Here is a 16,049-nt window from a genome sequence, read left to right as displayed (position 1 = left end):
GGAATGGAAACGTTACCTTGAGGCGGTCGGCAACCACCAGACGGTCGGGTCGGCCCCGGTCCGGGTCTTCGTCAACTCCTCGGAAGAAGAAGGTGAGCGCGGGTGACAACCGCTCCGCACCAAGAGACGAGAACCACCGCACCACCCGTGGACCGGCCGCCGGACCGGGGGAGCCCGGGTCGCTTCGGACGCCCATGGCGCCGACCACCCAAGAGGTCCTCGGACACCCTGGCCGCGTATGTGTTCCTGGCACCGGCGCTCATCGGCTTCACGGCGTTCGTCGTCTACCCGCTGTTCCGGTCCGCCTACTTCGCGCTGACGACCTACAACGGCCTGACGGACCCGAAGTTCGTCGGCCTCGACAACTTCCGCCGGATGTTCACCACCGACCCGTCCTTCTGGCCCTCGGTGCGCGCCACGCTGCTGCTCGTCGTCCTGTACGTACCGATGTCGCTGATCATCGGGCTGGCCCTGGCGGTGTTCTGCAACCAACGGATGCGGGGCGTAGGCCTGTTGCGCACCCTGTGCTATCTGCCGGTCGTGCTGCCCGTGGTGGCGACCATCACGCTCTGGAAGTTCGTGTTCAACCCCCAAGTCGGCCTGGCCAACCAGGTGTTGCACTGGCTCCAGCTGCCCACCAGCGAATGGCTGTCCGGGGACGACTCGGCGATGCCGTCGATCGTGATCGTCATGCTGTGGAGCGTCGGCTCCACGATGATCATCTTCCTCGCCGCACTCCAGGCGGTCCCCACCGAGCTGTACGAGGCGGCCAGGCTCGACGGCGCCGGCCCCCGCACGGTGTTCTTCCGGATCACCCTGCCGCTGATCGGCCCGATCATGGTCCTCCAGGTGGTCCTCCAGATGGTGACGGCCCTCCAGGCGTTCAACCAGCCGAAGATCCTCTCGCCGGACAACCAGGGCGGCCCCGGGTTCAGCACCAGGACCCTGATGCTGTCGATCTACGACAACGGCTTCCCCCGGCTCGGACAGGTCTCCCAGTTCGGCTACGCCTCCGCCCAGGTGTGGGTGCTCTTCCTCGTCATCGTCGTCGTGATCGCCGCCACCGCCCGCTTCTCGTCGATTTGGACCTACAGTGACCACGTCTCCTGACGTCACGAGGGCGCCGACGACGGCGCCGAAGACAACCGCCCCTGCCAAGCCGCGCGGCAGGACCGTACGCACGGCGTCCTGGTACGCGACCGCGCTGCTGATCAGCTCGGTGATGATCCTGCCCATCCTGTGGATGCTCACCGTCGCCCTGAAAGGTCCCTCGGCGGTCTTCGAGGTCCCGCCGCGCCTGCTGCCCCACGAGTTCCACTTCAAGAACTTCGTCGACGGCCCGAAGGTCATCCACTTCCCGCGCCTGCTGCTCAACTCCGTTGTCATCACCGGTCTTTCGGTGATCGGCGGGGTGCTGACCTCGATGATGGCCGGCTACGCCCTGGCCCGGCTGCGCTTCCCCGGCCGCAAGCTGTGGTTCTACGTCTTCGTCGGCAGCATGCTGCTGCCCCCGGTGGTCGGCATCATCCCGCTGTTCCAACTCTTCAAGGACATCGGCTGGTACGACACCTGGCTGCCGCTGATCGTCCCGGCCTTCCTCGGCGGCAACCCGCTCTTCATCTTCCTGGCCCGCCAGTACTTCCTGTCGATCCCGCACTCCATCGACGAGGCGGCCAAGGTCGACGGCGCGGGCCACGTCCGGATCTTCGTGAGCGTGATGCTGCCGATCACGAAGCCCGCCTGGATAACGATGTCAATCCTGGCCTTCCAGATGTCCTGGAACGACTACCTCAACCCATTGATCTACCTGTATTCGTCCCAGAAGTGGCCGCTGAGCGTCGGCATGGCCTCCTTCGTCAACCAGTTCGCCGGCCAGACCCCGGACTGGAACCTCTACATGGCCACCAACCTGCTCTACATGCTCCCCCCGCTGATCGTGTTCTTCGTCGCCCAGCGCTACTTCATCCAGGGCCTGAGCGCCCTGGGCACCGTCAACCAGCGCTGAACCGCAGCCTGTTCAGACCCCTTCCACGAGCCGTGCACCAGCCAGGTACCAGGAGGCCATGATGAAACGATGGACCCGTCTCGCCGGAGCGTTGCTGACGGCGGGGGGACTGCTCGCGACGGCGGCCTGCGGCGGCTCGTCCGGGAAACAGTCGGACGGCAAGGTCACGGTCACCCTCATGACCTGGGAGTCCGCCGCCACCAACAAGGCCATCGACCAGGCCCTGACCGGCTTCCACGACCCGAACATCACGGTCAGGCGGATCGACACCCCCAACGGCAACTACAGCGACAAGCTCGCCGCCCTGACCCAGGCCAAGAAACTCCCCGACCTGTTCTGGTGCGGCAACGACACCGAGCAGCAGTACACCAGCCAGGGCCTCCTCACCGACTGGGCCTCCCGGCTCTCCGGCTCGACCGACTTCGGCGCGAGCAGCTTCGTCTCGTCCACCATGAAGAACTGGAAGACCGCCGACGGCAAGATAGGCGGCGTCCCCTCGCTGCTGAACACCTACGGCATCTGGTACGACGTCGACGCCTTCGAGGCCGCCGGCATCACCGTGCCCGCCGCCGGCTGGACCTGGGACCAGATGTTCGCCGCAGCCGCGAAACTGCACGCCAAGGGTGCCAAGTACGGTCTGGTGGCAGACGCGTTGACCTCCACGGACGGCCCCTTCTCCCTCAGCACGTACGCGCTGTCGGCGGGTGGCGCCCCCTTCGCCGACAACGTGCACCAGCCCACCAGGACGACCATCGACGCGACGTACACCGAAGGCGTCCGCAAGGTCGTGGCCGGCATCAGGAGCGGGGCCATCGCACCGCCCGGCTACGACATCAGCAACCAGCAGGGCCTGTTCGCCGCCGGACAGATCCCGATGCTGTGGAGCGGCCAGTGGCTGGCTGCCGGCTTCCTCACCGACAAGCCGAAGATCAAATACGGCTTCGCGCCCCTGCCCCAGGTGACCAAGCCCGCCACCCTGTACGACGCCGTGGGCATCTGCACCCCGTCGTACACCCAGAACGCGGACGCCACCTTCAAGGTCCTCAAGTACCTCGACTCCACGGTGTGGACCAAGGTGCTGCCCGACTCCCCGGTCGCCGCCCCGGCCTATCTCTCGTCCCAGAGCGCCTACTTCGGCGCCCTCGACAAGGCGGGGCAGACGACCGTCGCGGCCACCGTCAAGGCGGGACTGAACACGCCGACCACCATCGGTGTCCGCTTCACCACCCAGTGGGCCGGCCAGTCGAACGACTTGATCACCGCCTACTGGCCGGACATCCTCAACGGCAAGAAGCCGCTGTCCGACCTCCAGACGATGACCGACAAGATCAACGATGTGATCAAGAACAACAGTTAGCGCCCCGCGCCGAGCGGCGGGCCGGGACCCGAAACGTATCCTGGGAGCGGTCCCGGCCCCGGTACGCGATGGAAGGTTGGTCTTCAACTCACGTGAGCAGTCGTCCCCCGCACCGCCAGAACACCAGGCCCACGATGCGCGATGTCGCGGAGCGGGCCGGAGTCGCCGTCGTCACCGTCTCCCGCGTCGTCAACGGCATCGGCACGGTCCGCGAGGAGACGGCCGAGCGTGTGAACGCGGCCATCACCGCCATCGGCTACCAGCGCAACGAGATCGCCCGCTCGCTGCGCCCCGGCCAGAACTCCATGACCATCGGGCTTCTTCTCGGCGACCTCACCAACCCGTTCTACGCCTCCCTCGCCAAGGCGGCCGTCGAGGTCGCCAACGAGGCGGGTTACGCAGTCCTGTTGAGCACCGCCGACGAGGACCCCGAGGTCGAACGCAGGGCCGTCGGCGAGCTGATCGGCCGCCGGGTCGCCGGGCTCATCATCGTCCCCGACCAGGGCGACCACGCCTTCCTCAACGAGATCAACGGCCACGACCACGTGCCCATCGTCTTCGTCGACCGGCCGGCCACCGGTGCCGAGGCCGATGTGGTCCTGGTCGACAACGAGGACGGCGGTCACAAGGCCACCCAGCACCTCATCGACCAGGGCCACCGCCGTATCGCGATCCTCGTCGCGCCCTCGTACTACAGCACCGGCCGCCGACTGCGCGGCTACCGCAAGGCGTTGCGCCGCGCCGGCATCGAGACCGACAACAGCCTGGTCGTCACCCTGCGCCGCGGCACCTCCGAGGAGGCCGAGGCCGCCACCCGCACCCTGCTCACCTCGGCGAACCCGCCCACCGCGGTCTTCTCCACCACGGGCTTCCTCACCGAAGGTGTCCTGCGGGCCTGCCGTGAGGTCCAACTCCCGGTGGCGGTCGTGGGGTTCGACGACTTCAAGCTCGCCGACATGCTCGCCACCCCGGTCACCGTCGTCACCTCCGACACCGAGGAACTCGGCCGCCGCGCCGCCCACATCCTGTTGGACCGCATCGACGGCGACGACTCCCCCTCCCACCGCACCGTCCTCCCGGTCGAGTTGATCGCGCGCGGCACGGGGGAGATCCGACACCCGTAGGGGGTCAGTACAGCGTCCGCCATTTGGCGCGGGGCCAGGCGAGCACGGCGTAGATCTGCGCGAGGGCCGCCTGCTGGATGGCCTGGGTGCCACCGGCGGAGTCGAAGTGCACGAGGCCGGTGGCGGGGTCGCGCATCGTGTCCCACACCTGGTCGGCGTACTCGGCCATCGCCCGGTGGTAGGTGTCCTTCCCGGTCACCGACTCCAGGAGCAGCAGGTTCTTGAAGAAGATCGAGTTGAAGAACACTGGCTGTGTGAACAGCCGTCCCTGCGTGACGTAGTAGGTGTACGCGGCGGCGGCAACGCGCTCCGCTTGGCGCAGGTAGGCGCGGTCCCGCGTGATCTCGTGCAGCAGCACGGCGACGCCGACCGGCACGCCCTGGTTGTAGGACCAGAGGGTCCTCTCGACGGTGCCTTGCAGGTCGAGGTGGTCCCAGTACAGGCCACTTGGGCTCTGGAGGTGTGTGTTCGTCCAGTCGTGGAAGCGCCTCGCCCAGTCCAGGTAGTCGGCCTCGCCGGTGATCTGGTGCAGGTGCAGGGCGAGTTGGGCGCCCGGCATGTTCGAGACGGTGTTGCGGTCGTGGCTCCAGTCGGCCTGGGTCCAGAAGACCCCGCCCGGCGCGGCATGACCGCTGTCGGTGTCCCAGCCGGACCTCACCAGGGCGAAGATCTCCTTCGCGCGGGCCAGCGCGGCGGCGTCCCCGGTCTGGAGATGCCGTTGGACCTTGGCCAGCCCGACCCATTCGTTGTCGTCGTAGAACATGTCACCGCCCGCCCCGTACGGCGCGACGGGGTAGGAGGCGTAACCGGGCAGCTTCGTCGTCCCGCCACCGGCGTTCCAGTAGTGCTCCTGTGCCGCCGCCCGGCGGGTCAGTTCCGGCTCGAACCGCCCGTCCACGGCGCTGAGATCGAGCGCGGCGATGTGCACCTGCGAGAAGGGCCATTCGTACGAGTACGGGTTGTCGCCGCTCGCCGCCGGGATCTGCTCGCGGACCAGCCCCGAGCCGTCGGCCGTGTCGAAGTGTCTTCCCAGCGCGGAGTAGAGGGACGTGGCACGGGACAACGCCCTTGCGGCGCTTGGGCGTTCGGATGCGAGCGCGGGCGTGGCCGCCGTCGCCGTCAGCGCGGCCAGACCGGAACCGATCATCACTCGCCGGGAAGGACGCAGGGAGGGGCGCGAGGACATGAGGGCCTCCAAGGGTGCGGGTGATGGAAACGTTGTCATCGACTCATGAGGTCGTCAACGCCTTGGACGACACGGGTAGTTCACTCCCGGGACATTTTGGTCCGGACCATTGACGGTGTGCCCGCGCTGATGGAACCTTCACGATGGTTACGTTTCCAACGGTGAGTTCGTCCGGCCCCACACGGCGAAACAGGAGACCTCGACATGACCGTTCCGTCGCTCCTCAGGAGACGTCTGAGCGTCGCCCTCACGATGGTGCTGCTGCTGGCCGTCGTCCCGGCCCTGCTGGTGCTGCGGGCCGCGCCGCCCGCGCGGGCCCTCGACAACGGCCTCGCCAGGACGCCCCCGATGGGCTGGAACGACTGGAACGCCTTCGGCTGCGACGTGACCGAGCAACTCGTAGAGCAGACCGCCGACTACCTCGTCTCCTCCGGGCTGAAGGACGCCGGGTACCAGTACGTCAACATCGACGACTGCTGGATGACCTCGGCCCGCAACGCGGCGGGCCAACTCGTCCCCGATCCGGTCAAGTTCCCGAACGGCATCAGCGGCACCGCCGCCTACGTCCACGGCAAGGGCCTCAAGCTCGGCATCTACGAGAGCGCCGGCACCGCCACCTGTGCCGGCTACCCCGGCAGCCTCGGCCATGAGCAGACCGACGCCGACAGCTTCGCCGCCTGGGGCGTGGACTACCTCAAGTACGACAACTGCAACCACCAGAACGTGCCCGACCAGCAGCGTTACACCGCGATGCGCGACGCGCTGGCCAACACCGGCCGTCCGATCGTCTACAGCCTCTGCAACTGGGGCCTGGCCGACGTGTGGACCTGGGGCGCGGGCGTCGGCAACAGCTGGCGCACGACCGACGACATCAACGTCAACTTCTCGACCGTGGTGTCGATTTACAAGGCCAACGTGAAACTCGCCGCGTACGCCAAGCCGGGCGCGTGGAACGACCCGGACATGCTGGAGGTCGGCAATGGCATGTCGTTCACCGAGGACCGCGCCCACTTCAGCCTCTGGTCGGAGATGGCCGCACCGCTGATCGCGGGCACCGACCTGCGCAAGGCCACCGCCGCCACGCTCTCCCTCTACGGTAACAAGGACGTCATCGCCGTGGACCAGGACTCCCTGGGCAAGCAGGGCACCGAGATCTCCAACTCCGGTGGCCTGCACGTCCTTTCCAAGCCTCTCGCCAACGGCGACGTCGCGGTGGTCCTCTTCAACGAGAACTCCTCGGCGGCCACCATCACCACCTCGGCGACGGCGGCCGGCCTCCCCTCGGCGTCCTCGTACCGGCTCAACAACCTCTGGTCGCACGTGATCAGCAGTACCACCGGCACCATCTCGGCGAGCGTCCCCGGCCACGGCTCGGTGATGTACCGGGTCTCCGCGGGCAGCGGGACCAGCGTCGGCACCACCCACCCCCTGATCGGTGCCTCCTCCAACCGCTGCCTCGACGCCTACAACGGCGAGACCACCCCCGGTACCAAGATCGAGATCTGGGACTGCGGTGGCGGCACCAACCAGGCCGTGACCATCACCGCCGCCGGTGAACTCCGGCTCTACGGCGGCACCCAGTGCCTGGACGCCTACAACAACCAGACCAGCAACGGCACCAAGGTGCAGCTCTACACCTGCAACGGCGGCGCCAACCAGAAGTGGAGCCTCAACCCCAACGGCACGATCACCGGCACCCAGTCGGGCCTCTGCCTGGACGTCACCGGTGGTGACCAGGCGGCCGGCAACGTGAACGGCATCGCACTGGAGCTCTGGTCCTGCAACGGCGGCGCCAACCAGCAGTGGCGCCTGGGCTGACCGCTCCCTTTCCCCCCACCTCGATGGAGCCGGCATGACCTCAACTGCAAGACGCATCAGGCGAGTCGGGACCGGTCTGATCGCGGTCCTGGCCCTGTTCGTGCCGGTCTCCACCGGCGTCGCGAGCGCCGCCGCCGAGGCGACGATCTGCAACAGGTACTGCGACGCCCGCGACCCGGCCCTGTCCCCGGGGGACCGGCAGCCGGTGTCGGCCACCATCTACTCCCGCGCCATCGCCCTGCACTTCGACGACACCGACGCGATGGGCTGGGCCTCGATCACCAACGGCAGCCCCGGCGACGAGGTCTGGCTCGACCGCTCCTTCGACGGCGGCCGCACCTGGAGCTCGGGCAGCAAGCTCGGCGACACCACCATCCCTGCGGGGCAAGGAGGTTGGCGCACCCTGATGTACAACGTCGACGACTGGAACGCCCTCGGCGTCGGCGCCCTGCGCGCCTGCGGCAAGGCGGGGGACCGGGCCGAGATCGCCTGCACACCGTGGGCCCGGACGACGTGGAACGCGGGAAGCCGCCCAACTGCCGCCGCCACCGCGCTGATGCAGTCGTACAACCTGGGCACCGGCCTGTTCGACACCACCGGCTGGTGGAATTCGGCCAACGCCCTGACCGCCCTCATCGACAACGTCCGCGTCACCGGAATGGGCAGCTACAAGTACGCGATCGCCAACACCTACGACCGCAACCTCTCCGCCCAGGGCGGCAACTTCACCAACGACTACATCGACGACACCGGCTGGTGGGGACTGGCCTGGGTCGACGCGTACGACCTCACCGGTGACAGCCGGTACCTCAACACCGCCCGCGCGGACGCCGATTACATGGCGCGCTACTGGGACTCGACCTGTGGCGGCGGCGTGTGGTGGAGCACCGCCAGGACCTACAAGAACGCCATCGCCAACTCCCTCTACCTGGAGCTGAACGCGGCCCTGCACAACCGCATCGCGGGCGACACGACGTATCTCGGCCGGGCGAACGCCGAGTGGTCGTGGTTCAAGGGCACCGGCATGATCAACGGCTCCCATCTCGTCAACGACGGCATCAACCTCGCGACCTGCGGCAACAACGGCGACACGACATGGTCGTACAACCAAGGCGTGCTGCTCGGCGGGCTGTCGGAGCTGTACCGGGCGACCGGGGACTCCGCTCTCCTCACCACCGGCCGTCAGATCGGTGACGCCTCGACCACGTCGACGGCCCTCAACTCCGGTGGAATCCTGCGGGAGCCGTGCGAGACGGGCGGCTGCGGCGGCGACGGACCGTCCTTCAAGGGTGCGTACATCCGGGGCCTCGGCGCCTTCAACTCCCGTCTTTCCGACCGCCCCTACACCACCTACATCCGCCGCCAGGCCGACACCGCGTACGCGAACGACCGCAACTCCCTTGACGCGTACGGGCTGCACTGGGCCGGACCGGTGGACTCCACCGACGCGGCCCGGCAGCAGAGCGCGCTCGACCTGATGAACGCGGCGAACTGACGGTTCGTCACGTCGACCTCCGTCACCCCTGGCCGGTCAGCAGTCTCCTCGGGTTGGCGATGCGGAAGGCGTACGCCGCCGCGCCGCCCAGGCCGTACCCGGGATGGTAGGGCGGTTCCGCGTACGGGCGGTCCGAGCCCTGGACCACGGCGTTCACGCCGAGGGCGCGGACGGTCGCCTCGACGGCGGTCGGGCCGTAGGACGAGGTCTCGACGAACACGCCCTGGTCGCCCTTCTGTTGCTGTCCGCCCCGGGCCGCGAGTCGCTCGCCGTGCAGCGGGGCGAGCCCGGCCAGCAGGGCGAAGCACACCCGGAGGCGTGGATGGCGAGGGCGGCCGAAGGCGCGGAAGGCGTACCAGGCGGCGTGCATCTGCTGGACGTACGGCACCGTCGCGGGCCACCAGGCGGGGTCGGCCGAGGAGCCCACCGCGGGCCCCGGGTGGACGAAGAGCGGGAGGTCGCGCTCTTCGAGCAGATCGAGGAGTGGCGCGCAGCGGGCGTAACCGGCCGCGTCGGCAAGGGAGTCGGCGGGGAGCTGGAGTCCTTCGAAGCCCCGGTCGAGGTCCTTGGCGGTCGCGTCCGCGTCGATGTCCCGTACGCAGGCCGCGGCCCAGGCGCCGAACGGCTCGGGCAGCGCCGCCACGCCGTCGTGGTAGGCGTCGAGCAGGGGCCGTGCCTCCGCCTCGGGGAGCCACTCCACGCCGATCGGGGCTGACAGTGAGACGAGGACCCGGCCGAGACCGTCGGCGGCGGCGAGGTCCGCGCGCAGGTCGATGTCGTGGTCGGCGGGCGGTATCTCGAAGGGCGGCTCACCGTCCAGGAACAGCGTCCAGCCGTCCAGGTACGGCGGTTCGCGGCGCGCGCGCAGCGCCGTCACCAGCGAGGGGGTCCACAGATGCTGGTGTACGTCGACGTTGGTCATGTCGCTTCTTTCGCCCAGGAGTTCAGTGTGCTGCGGACGTCGTCGGACCTCAGGATGTCGCGGCTCACCGTCTCCACGTCCACCCCGTGCGGGCGGTCGTCGGTGAGCGTGGGCACGACCTTGCGGATCGCCCGGTGCAGGTACTCGGGCCCCCGGCCCAGCGCGGCCGGTGCCGCCAGATCCACGGCCTGCGCGGCCACCACGGCTTCCACCGCGAGGAGTTGACGCAGTCGCCCGAGCATCGTCGTCAACCGCCGGGCGCCGAGCGCCGCGTTGGTCGAGTCGTCCTCCACGGCGTCCGCGCCCTGTCGGGGATCGGTGCACACCGGTACGGACAGCATCCGCACCTCGGCGACGAGCGCCTGCGCCGTCTTGACCAGCGGCGCGAAGCCGGAGCGTTCCGGACCGTACGGCGAGAGGTTCGCGGGCAGTCCGCTGACGGCCGGGTCGAGCAGCCTGCGCATGCGCTCGGCGGAGACGGCGGCGGTCTGGGTCAGGGCCAGCGCGAGGGTGTCGTAGGCCAGGGCCAGGGCGGGGGTGTGGAAGTTCCCGGACGAGAGGATCTCGCCGGTGGCGGCCGGTGCCAGCGGCTCGGTGCTGGTGCTGGTGTCGGTCGGCGCTTCCAGGGTGTCCTCGGTACCGGGCGGTGTCCCCGGACTGGCGCCGACGCCGGTCGGCACCTCCGGGCCGTCCCCGGCACCGCTCAACTCCTCAACGCCATCCCCGGCACCGCCCGGCAGCACCACCGGATTGTCCCCGCACCCGTTCAACTCCGGCATCAGCGCCGCGTCCGCGAACGCCAGTGCCGCGTACCCCGCGCCGTGCACCTGCGCGGCGCACCGCAGGCTGACCGGGTCCTGGACCCGGCGGGCGTTGCGGGGGTCGGTCAACTCGCCCCCGGCCAGCAGGGACAGCAGTTCGCCGGCCGCCCGGGACTGGCCGGGAGCCGGGCGCAGGGCCAGTACCCTGGCGTCGAGCGGGCTGGTGTTGGCCCGGAAGCCCTCGTAGGTCAAGGCCGTGATCGCCTGGGCCAGGGTGAGGAGCGCGGCCGTCTCGTGCAGGGCGAGGGCGCCGAGGCCGGCCGCCAACGGGCTTGCGCTGCACAGGACATGGCCGTCCTTCGGGCCGAGGCGAGCCGGGGCGAGACCTGCTCGGCGCAGGGCCGTGGCGCCGTCGAGCACCTCGCCGTCGTACTCGGCGCTGCCCTCGCCGACGACGACCAGGCCGACGTGCGCCAGCTGGCACAGATCGGACGCGCCGATCGAGCCCACCTCGGGGATCACCGGATGCAGCCGCGCGTTGAGCAGCTCCACCAGCAGCCGTACGATCTCCGGCCGCACCCCGCTGCCGCCGCCCACGAGGCCGTTGACCCGGGAGACGAGGGCCGCCCGTACGACCGGAACCGGCAGCGGGTCGCCGACCGCGTTCGCCCGACCCCGGACCGTGCGGACGCTGAACGCGTCCAGTTCCGCGCGGGGCAGGGCGTAGGAGGAGCGGGCACCGAGTCCCGTCGTCAGGCCGTACGTCGGCACCTGTCGGTCGACCATGTCGTCCACGACGGCCCGTTCACGCGCCAGACGCGGCAACACCCCGTCCGCCAGGGTGACTTGGGCACCATGGTGGGCGACGGCGACGACATCGCCGTAGGACAGCGTCCGTCCGTCGACGACGACCTCGGTCACCAATGGCTTCTCCCCATGTCCTGTCATGTGTGAACCTAGCGGCTGGGGCCGGGATGATCGAGTGGTGGGGAGCAGGGGGCGGGCGTACCGTCGAACGGTGGGCATCCAGTGGACGGATCCGTTCCACTGACCTCTCGCGAGTGCGAACCGCCATGAGCAGCAGTCCTCAGCAAGCCTCCGCAGGACGGACCACCACCCGGGAACCGGGCGGTGGCGGAAGCACGATGGCGTTGCTGGTCATCGCGTCCTGTCAGTTGATGGTGGTCCTCGACATCACCATCGTGAACATCGCCCTCCCGCACATCCAGAGCTCGTTGGGGTTCTCCACCACCAGCCTGGCCTGGGTCGTCAACGCGTACACCCTCACCTTCGGCGGTCTGCTGCTGCTCGGTGGCCGGGCCGGTGACATTCTCGGCCGGCGGCGGGTGTTCGTGTTCGGCGTGCTGCTCTTCGTCCTCGCCTCCCTGCTGGGCGGGTTGTCGCAGAACTCCGGTGAACTCCTCGCCGCCCGCGCCCTCCAGGGCGTCGGCGGTGCCATCGCCTCGCCGACCTCGCTCGCCCTGATCAGTACGACGTTCCGCGAAGGCCCGGAACGCAACCGGGCGTTCGGGGTCTTCGCCGGTGTCTCGGCCGGCGGCGGCGCGATCGGACTGCTGATGGGCGGGATCCTCGTCGAGTGGCTGAACTGGCGGTGGGTGCTCTTCGTCAACGTGCCCATCGGACTGCTCATCGTCCTCGCCACCCCGCGCTGGATCCGCGAGTCCGAACGCCATCCCGGCCGCTTCGACCTCACCGGCGCGCTGACCTCGACCGTGGGCATGGTGCTGCTGGTGTACGGCTTCATCCGGGCCGCGCAGGAGGGGTGGAGCGACTGGCTCACCCTGACCTCGTTCGCCGCGGCCGTGGTCGTGCTCGCCCTGTTCGTCCTGGTCGAGCGGCGCTCCCGGCAGCCGATCACCCCGCTGCACATGTTCCGCGACCGCAACCGGGCCGGGACGTACGGCATCATGCTCTGCCTCGCCGCCGCGATCTTCGGCATGTTCTTCTTCCTCACGCTCTTCGTGCAGGACGTGCTGGGCTTCAGCCCGCTCATGGCCGGCTTCGCCTTCCTGCCGGTCAGCGCCGTGATCGCGGTCGGCGCGGGCCTGGCCTCACGGTTCCTGCCGACCTACGGCCCCAAGCCGTTCATGGTCGTCGGCGCGGTCCTCGCCGCGGCCGGACTGTCCTGGCTGACGCTGACGGACGTCCACTCCACCTACCTGGGCAGTGTCCTCGGCCCGATGCTCGTGTTCAGCCTGGGCATGGGCATGGAGTTCGTCTCGCTGACCCTGATGGCGCTGTCCGACGTCCCCGTCCAGGAGACCGGCGCGGCCTCCGGACTCCTCAACGTCATGCAGCAGGTGGGCGGTTCACTCGGACTGTCCATCCTGGTCACGATGTTCGGCACAGCCAGCCGCAACGAGGCGAAGGACCAGATCCCCGCGTTCCTCGGCCAGGCGACCCCGGCCGAACGCCTCCGCTTCCAGCACACCGGCCAACTCCCGGGCACCTGGGGCGATCACGTCCTCACCGCCGGTGTCTCGGCCGCGTTCGTCATGGCGGCGATCTTCACCGTCGTCGCCGCGCTGATCGCCGTCGTCGTGATCCAGGTCCGCCCCTCCGACCTCGAACGCCTCAAGGGCGGCACGGGAGTTGGACCGGTCTGAGCGTCAACTCCCCTTCCCCGTCCGCCTGGTCGTCAACTCCCGTGATAATGCGGGTCCTTCGGGATCTGCTGCTCGAACCACACGACCTTGCCCGTGCTCAGCCGCGTCGCTCCCCAGCGCTGCGCGAGCCGGTCTACGAGGAACAGGCCACGCCCGCCCTCGTCGCCGGGTGCCGCTTGTCGCATCCGGGGCACCTGGGGCGAGTCGTCGGTCACCTCGCAGCGCAGCACGTCGGTGCGCAGCAGCCGTAGCGAGATGGGGCGCGAGGCGTACCGTACGGCGTTCGTGACGACCTCGCCGACCAGGAGTTCCGTGGTGTCCAGCAGGGACTCCAGGCCCCAGCGGCGCAGCACCCTGCGGGTCAGCCGGCGGGCCTGGCCGGCGGTGAGCGGGTGGGGGTCGAGGTGCCAGTAGCCGACGCTGTCCGGGGGGAAGCCCTCGAAGCGGGCGGTGAGCAGCGCGATGTCGTCGTCGCGGGCGCCCGGCGCCAGCGCGGTGAGGATCCGGTCGCACAGGCGCTCCAGCGAGGAGTGACGGTGTCGGTGCGGGGTGGAGCGGAGATGTGTGCGCAGGGCCTCGACACCCGTCCCCACGTCCCTGTCACGGGACTCGACCAGGCCGTCGGTGTACAGGACCAGGGTGGTGCCGGTGGGTGCCGGCATCTCCACGGACTCGAAGACCACACCGCCGACGCCGATCGGTGCGCCCGGCGGGACCTGGAGGACCTCGGCGTGGCCGTTCGGGCGCAGCAGCACGGCGGGCGGGTGGCCGGCGTTGGCCATGAGCAGGCGGTGCGAGATCGGGTCGTAGATCGCGTACAGGCAGGTCGCGATGTGGTCGCTGCCGAGCCGCTGGGCCTGTTCGTCGAGGTGGTGAAGGACCTCGTGCGGGGGCAGGTCGAGGCCGGCGAGGGTCTGCACGATGGTGCGCAACTGGCCCATGATCGCGGCGGAGGTCATGGAGTGGCCCATGACGTCGCCGACGATCAGCGCGACCCGGCTGCCGGGCAGCGGGATCGCGTCGTACCAGTCGCCGCCGACCTGCGCGGTCTTCGAGGCGGGCAGATAGCGGCTGGCCAGTCGGATGCCGGTCGGCTCGGGCAGCGACGACGGGAGCATCGTGTGCTGGAGGGTGTCCGCGACGGAGGCCTCGTGGCCGTACATCACCGCCTTCTGGACGCCGATGGCGGTGTGGGTGGCCAGTTGGGAGGCGACGAGCAGGTCGTCGGCGGTGAATCCGGAGCGGCCGGGGCGGCGCAGCAGGACGACGGTGCCCATGACGTGGTGGCGGCCGTGCAGCGGGGCGATGATCAGCCGGCGGCCGGGCGGCAGCGTCCCCGGCGCGCTCGCCGCAGGTCCCAGCAACTCGGTCACCGCGAGGTCGATGCCCGGTGTGTCACCGAAAGCCGGCTGCCCGGCCAGCAGCAGCTTCGCGAGCCGGCCGTCGAGCACCGGCTGTACCCGCTCGGTCACGTCCCCGTACTCGGCGTGCGGCATCAGCAGCGCGGTCCTGGCCTCCGGCGCCCGGTCGATGCTGTGCAACTGGAGGACGACGGCCGTGGGCGACTTCTCGTCCCCGACGGGCAGCGGATCGTGCAGATGGATCACGATCGCGTCCGCGAAGGCGGGCACCGCCGCCCACCGCAGTTCCCGCAGCGTCTCGTCCAGGTCCATCCCGCGGGCGATCCGCCGGGTGGCCACATCCAGGTACTGGAGCCGGTCCATGTGCCGCACAGGCGTCCGGCCGAGCGGTACGACGGGTGCCGGGCCGCCCGACGAGACGCCTCGCCGGGCGGATCCGGCGGGGCCTTCACGAGGGCTGGGGTGCTCCGTCACACGCTTCGTCCCGTCCACTGGTGCGGCCTCGGCCGCCGTGTCGGTGCTACGGCGTCAGTCGCGCCGTCGGCAGCACAGGAAGACCTGTTCCTCGGGCGGGACGTCGGCGACCGCCGGGGCGTAGGTGTAGGAGGTCTCCTTCATGATCTCGAAGCCGGCCGTGTCGAGGATCTTGTGCAGGTCTTCGAGGAGATAGCCGGAGACCCTGATCGTGTGGCCGAGGAAGGGGATCTCGAAGTCGTCCACATGGGCCTCCACCATCGACAGGACGAACAGGCCGCCCGGGGTCAACAGGTGGTGGATCGTGCGCAGGGCGAGCGGGATCTCCGCGCGCGGGAGCATGAGCAGGGAGAAGAACGCGGCGACGCCGTCGAAGCGGCCCAGGTCACGGGGGCCGTCCGGGCGCAGCTCCGCGAGGTCGAGCTGGTGGAACGTGGCGGTGGGGACGTACCCCCGGGCCAGCTCCACCATCCGGGCGGACAGGTCCACGCCGACGACCTCGAGACCGGCGGCGGCCAGTTGCCGGGAGGTCGGCACGCCCGTGCCGGAGCCGAGGTCCAGCACGCGGGAGCCCGGAGCGAGGGACTCGACCAGCCAGTCACCCGCGCCGATCTGGCCCTCCTTGTGCGGGAAGGCCTCGTCGTACCGGTCCCCGATGGCGTCGAAGGCCTCGGCCTGACCGCTGCGGTCGAGCCGTAGGCCCGCGTAGTCCGACCCGTCGTTCGTTCCGCTCACTGAAGTGGCCTTTCATCCGCGCATAGAGGATTGTCCCACAAGTGGGTGAAGTGAGGTTTGGGCGGAAAAAGAACGTGAGGGGCGCCCTGGGGGCACCCCTCATGGAACGTCGAGGGCGAGGAAAGCGAACGGACTGGATTCTTTGCAGGAAGGATTGAGAAGGAAGCCCGTTCATGGCCTCGCC

Annotated in this window: 12 protein-coding genes; 7 read left to right on the top strand and 5 right to left on the bottom strand. The window is 69.5% G+C overall.

The genetic code is table 11. The features are described 5' to 3' along the window. The first annotated feature begins 240 nt into the window (after window positions 1-240). The 4 genes from ACIRRY_RS14790 to ACIRRY_RS14775 all read left to right on the top strand — a co-directional run bounded on the left by ACIRRY_RS14790 (window position 241) and on the right by ACIRRY_RS14775 (window position 4,486). A complete protein-coding gene (locus ACIRRY_RS14790) occupies window positions 241-1,110 on the top strand; it encodes a carbohydrate ABC transporter permease (protein WP_403972100.1) in 870 nt (289 codons plus the stop codon). Further along, complete coding sequence (locus ACIRRY_RS14785) at window positions 1,094-2,005, top strand: carbohydrate ABC transporter permease (protein ID WP_403972098.1); 912 nt, start codon at window positions 1,094-1,096, stop codon at window positions 2,003-2,005. Before ACIRRY_RS14790 ends, ACIRRY_RS14785 begins: the two co-directional genes overlap by 17 nt. Before the next feature lie 58 nt (window positions 2,006-2,063). Then, window positions 2,064-3,362, top strand: coding sequence for an ABC transporter substrate-binding protein (locus ACIRRY_RS14780; RefSeq protein WP_403972096.1), 1,299 nt, complete (start codon window positions 2,064-2,066; stop codon window positions 3,360-3,362). A 92-nt stretch (window positions 3,363-3,454) separates the two neighbouring features. Next, window positions 3,455-4,486, top strand: coding sequence for a LacI family DNA-binding transcriptional regulator (locus tag ACIRRY_RS14775; RefSeq protein ID WP_403972094.1), 1,032 nt, complete (start codon window positions 3,455-3,457; stop codon window positions 4,484-4,486). A gap of 4 nt (window positions 4,487-4,490) precedes the next feature. On the opposite strand, the gene ACIRRY_RS14770 is transcribed toward ACIRRY_RS14775, so the two are convergent. Beyond that, window positions 4,491-5,672 (bottom strand): glycoside hydrolase family 76 protein, encoded by a 1,182-nt coding sequence (locus tag ACIRRY_RS14770; protein ID WP_403972092.1) that lies wholly within the window; start codon window positions 5,670-5,672, stop codon window positions 4,491-4,493. A gap of 204 nt (window positions 5,673-5,876) precedes the next feature. On the opposite strand from ACIRRY_RS14770, the gene ACIRRY_RS14765 reads away from it, so the two are divergent. Continuing rightward, window positions 5,877-7,490, top strand: a complete 1,614-nt coding sequence (locus ACIRRY_RS14765; RefSeq protein ID WP_403972090.1) for a glycoside hydrolase family 27 protein — start codon at window positions 5,877-5,879, stop codon at window positions 7,488-7,490. A gap of 34 nt (window positions 7,491-7,524) precedes the next feature. Further along, complete coding sequence (locus tag ACIRRY_RS14760) at window positions 7,525-8,985, top strand: glycoside hydrolase family 76 protein (RefSeq protein ID WP_403972088.1); 1,461 nt, start codon at window positions 7,525-7,527, stop codon at window positions 8,983-8,985. Between the two features lie 22 nt (window positions 8,986-9,007). Here ACIRRY_RS14760 and ACIRRY_RS14755 read toward each other — a convergent pair whose 3' ends face one another. Then, complete coding sequence (locus ACIRRY_RS14755) at window positions 9,008-9,907, bottom strand: amidohydrolase (RefSeq protein ID WP_403972086.1); 900 nt, start codon at window positions 9,905-9,907, stop codon at window positions 9,008-9,010. Next, on the bottom strand, window positions 9,904-11,589 hold the full coding sequence (gene hutH / locus ACIRRY_RS14750; RefSeq protein WP_403972084.1) for a histidine ammonia-lyase: 1,686 nt from the start codon (window positions 11,587-11,589) through the stop codon (window positions 9,904-9,906). Before hutH ends, ACIRRY_RS14755 begins: the two co-directional genes overlap by 4 nt. A gap of 224 nt (window positions 11,590-11,813) precedes the next feature. Here hutH and ACIRRY_RS14745 point away from each other — a divergent pair, with 224 nt between their 5' ends. Further along, on the top strand, window positions 11,814-13,295 hold the full coding sequence (locus tag ACIRRY_RS14745) for an MFS transporter (protein ID WP_403972289.1): 1,482 nt from the start codon (window positions 11,814-11,816) through the stop codon (window positions 13,293-13,295). Window positions 13,296-13,327: 32 nt separating this feature from the next. Here ACIRRY_RS14745 and ACIRRY_RS14740 read toward each other — a convergent pair whose 3' ends face one another. Further along, a complete protein-coding gene (locus tag ACIRRY_RS14740) occupies window positions 13,328-15,130 on the bottom strand; it encodes a SpoIIE family protein phosphatase (RefSeq protein WP_403972082.1) in 1,803 nt (600 codons plus the stop codon). Between the two features lie 54 nt (window positions 15,131-15,184). After that, window positions 15,185-15,865 carry a class I SAM-dependent DNA methyltransferase gene (locus ACIRRY_RS14735; RefSeq protein WP_403972080.1) on the bottom strand — a complete coding sequence of 227 codons (681 nt, stop codon included), beginning with the start codon at window positions 15,863-15,865 and terminating at the stop codon, window positions 15,185-15,187. Window positions 15,866-16,049 lie beyond the last annotated feature (184 nt).

It is taken from the genome of Streptomyces sp. NPDC101776, assembly GCF_044766845.1.
Taxonomy (GTDB): domain Bacteria; phylum Actinomycetota; class Actinomycetes; order Streptomycetales; family Streptomycetaceae; genus Streptomyces.
Note: the sequence above shows the minus strand (reverse complement) of the source record. Positions and strands in the feature narration are given on the sequence as shown.

Coding starts and splice junctions, on each gene's coding strand:
- ACIRRY_RS14780 (WP_403972096.1), top strand. CDS start 2,064: ATGATGAAACGATGGACCCGTCTCGCCGGAGCGTTGCTGACGGCGGGG.
- ACIRRY_RS14770 (WP_403972092.1), bottom strand. CDS start 5,672: ATGTCCTCGCGCCCCTCCCTGCGTCCTTCCCGGCGAGTGATGATCGGT.
- ACIRRY_RS14765 (WP_403972090.1), top strand. CDS start 5,877: ATGACCGTTCCGTCGCTCCTCAGGAGACGTCTGAGCGTCGCCCTCACG.
- ACIRRY_RS14760 (WP_403972088.1), top strand. CDS start 7,525: ATGACCTCAACTGCAAGACGCATCAGGCGAGTCGGGACCGGTCTGATC.
- ACIRRY_RS14755 (WP_403972086.1), bottom strand. CDS start 9,907: ATGACCAACGTCGACGTACACCAGCATCTGTGGACCCCCTCGCTGGTG.
- ACIRRY_RS14745 (WP_403972289.1), top strand. CDS start 11,814: ATGGCGTTGCTGGTCATCGCGTCCTGTCAGTTGATGGTGGTCCTCGAC.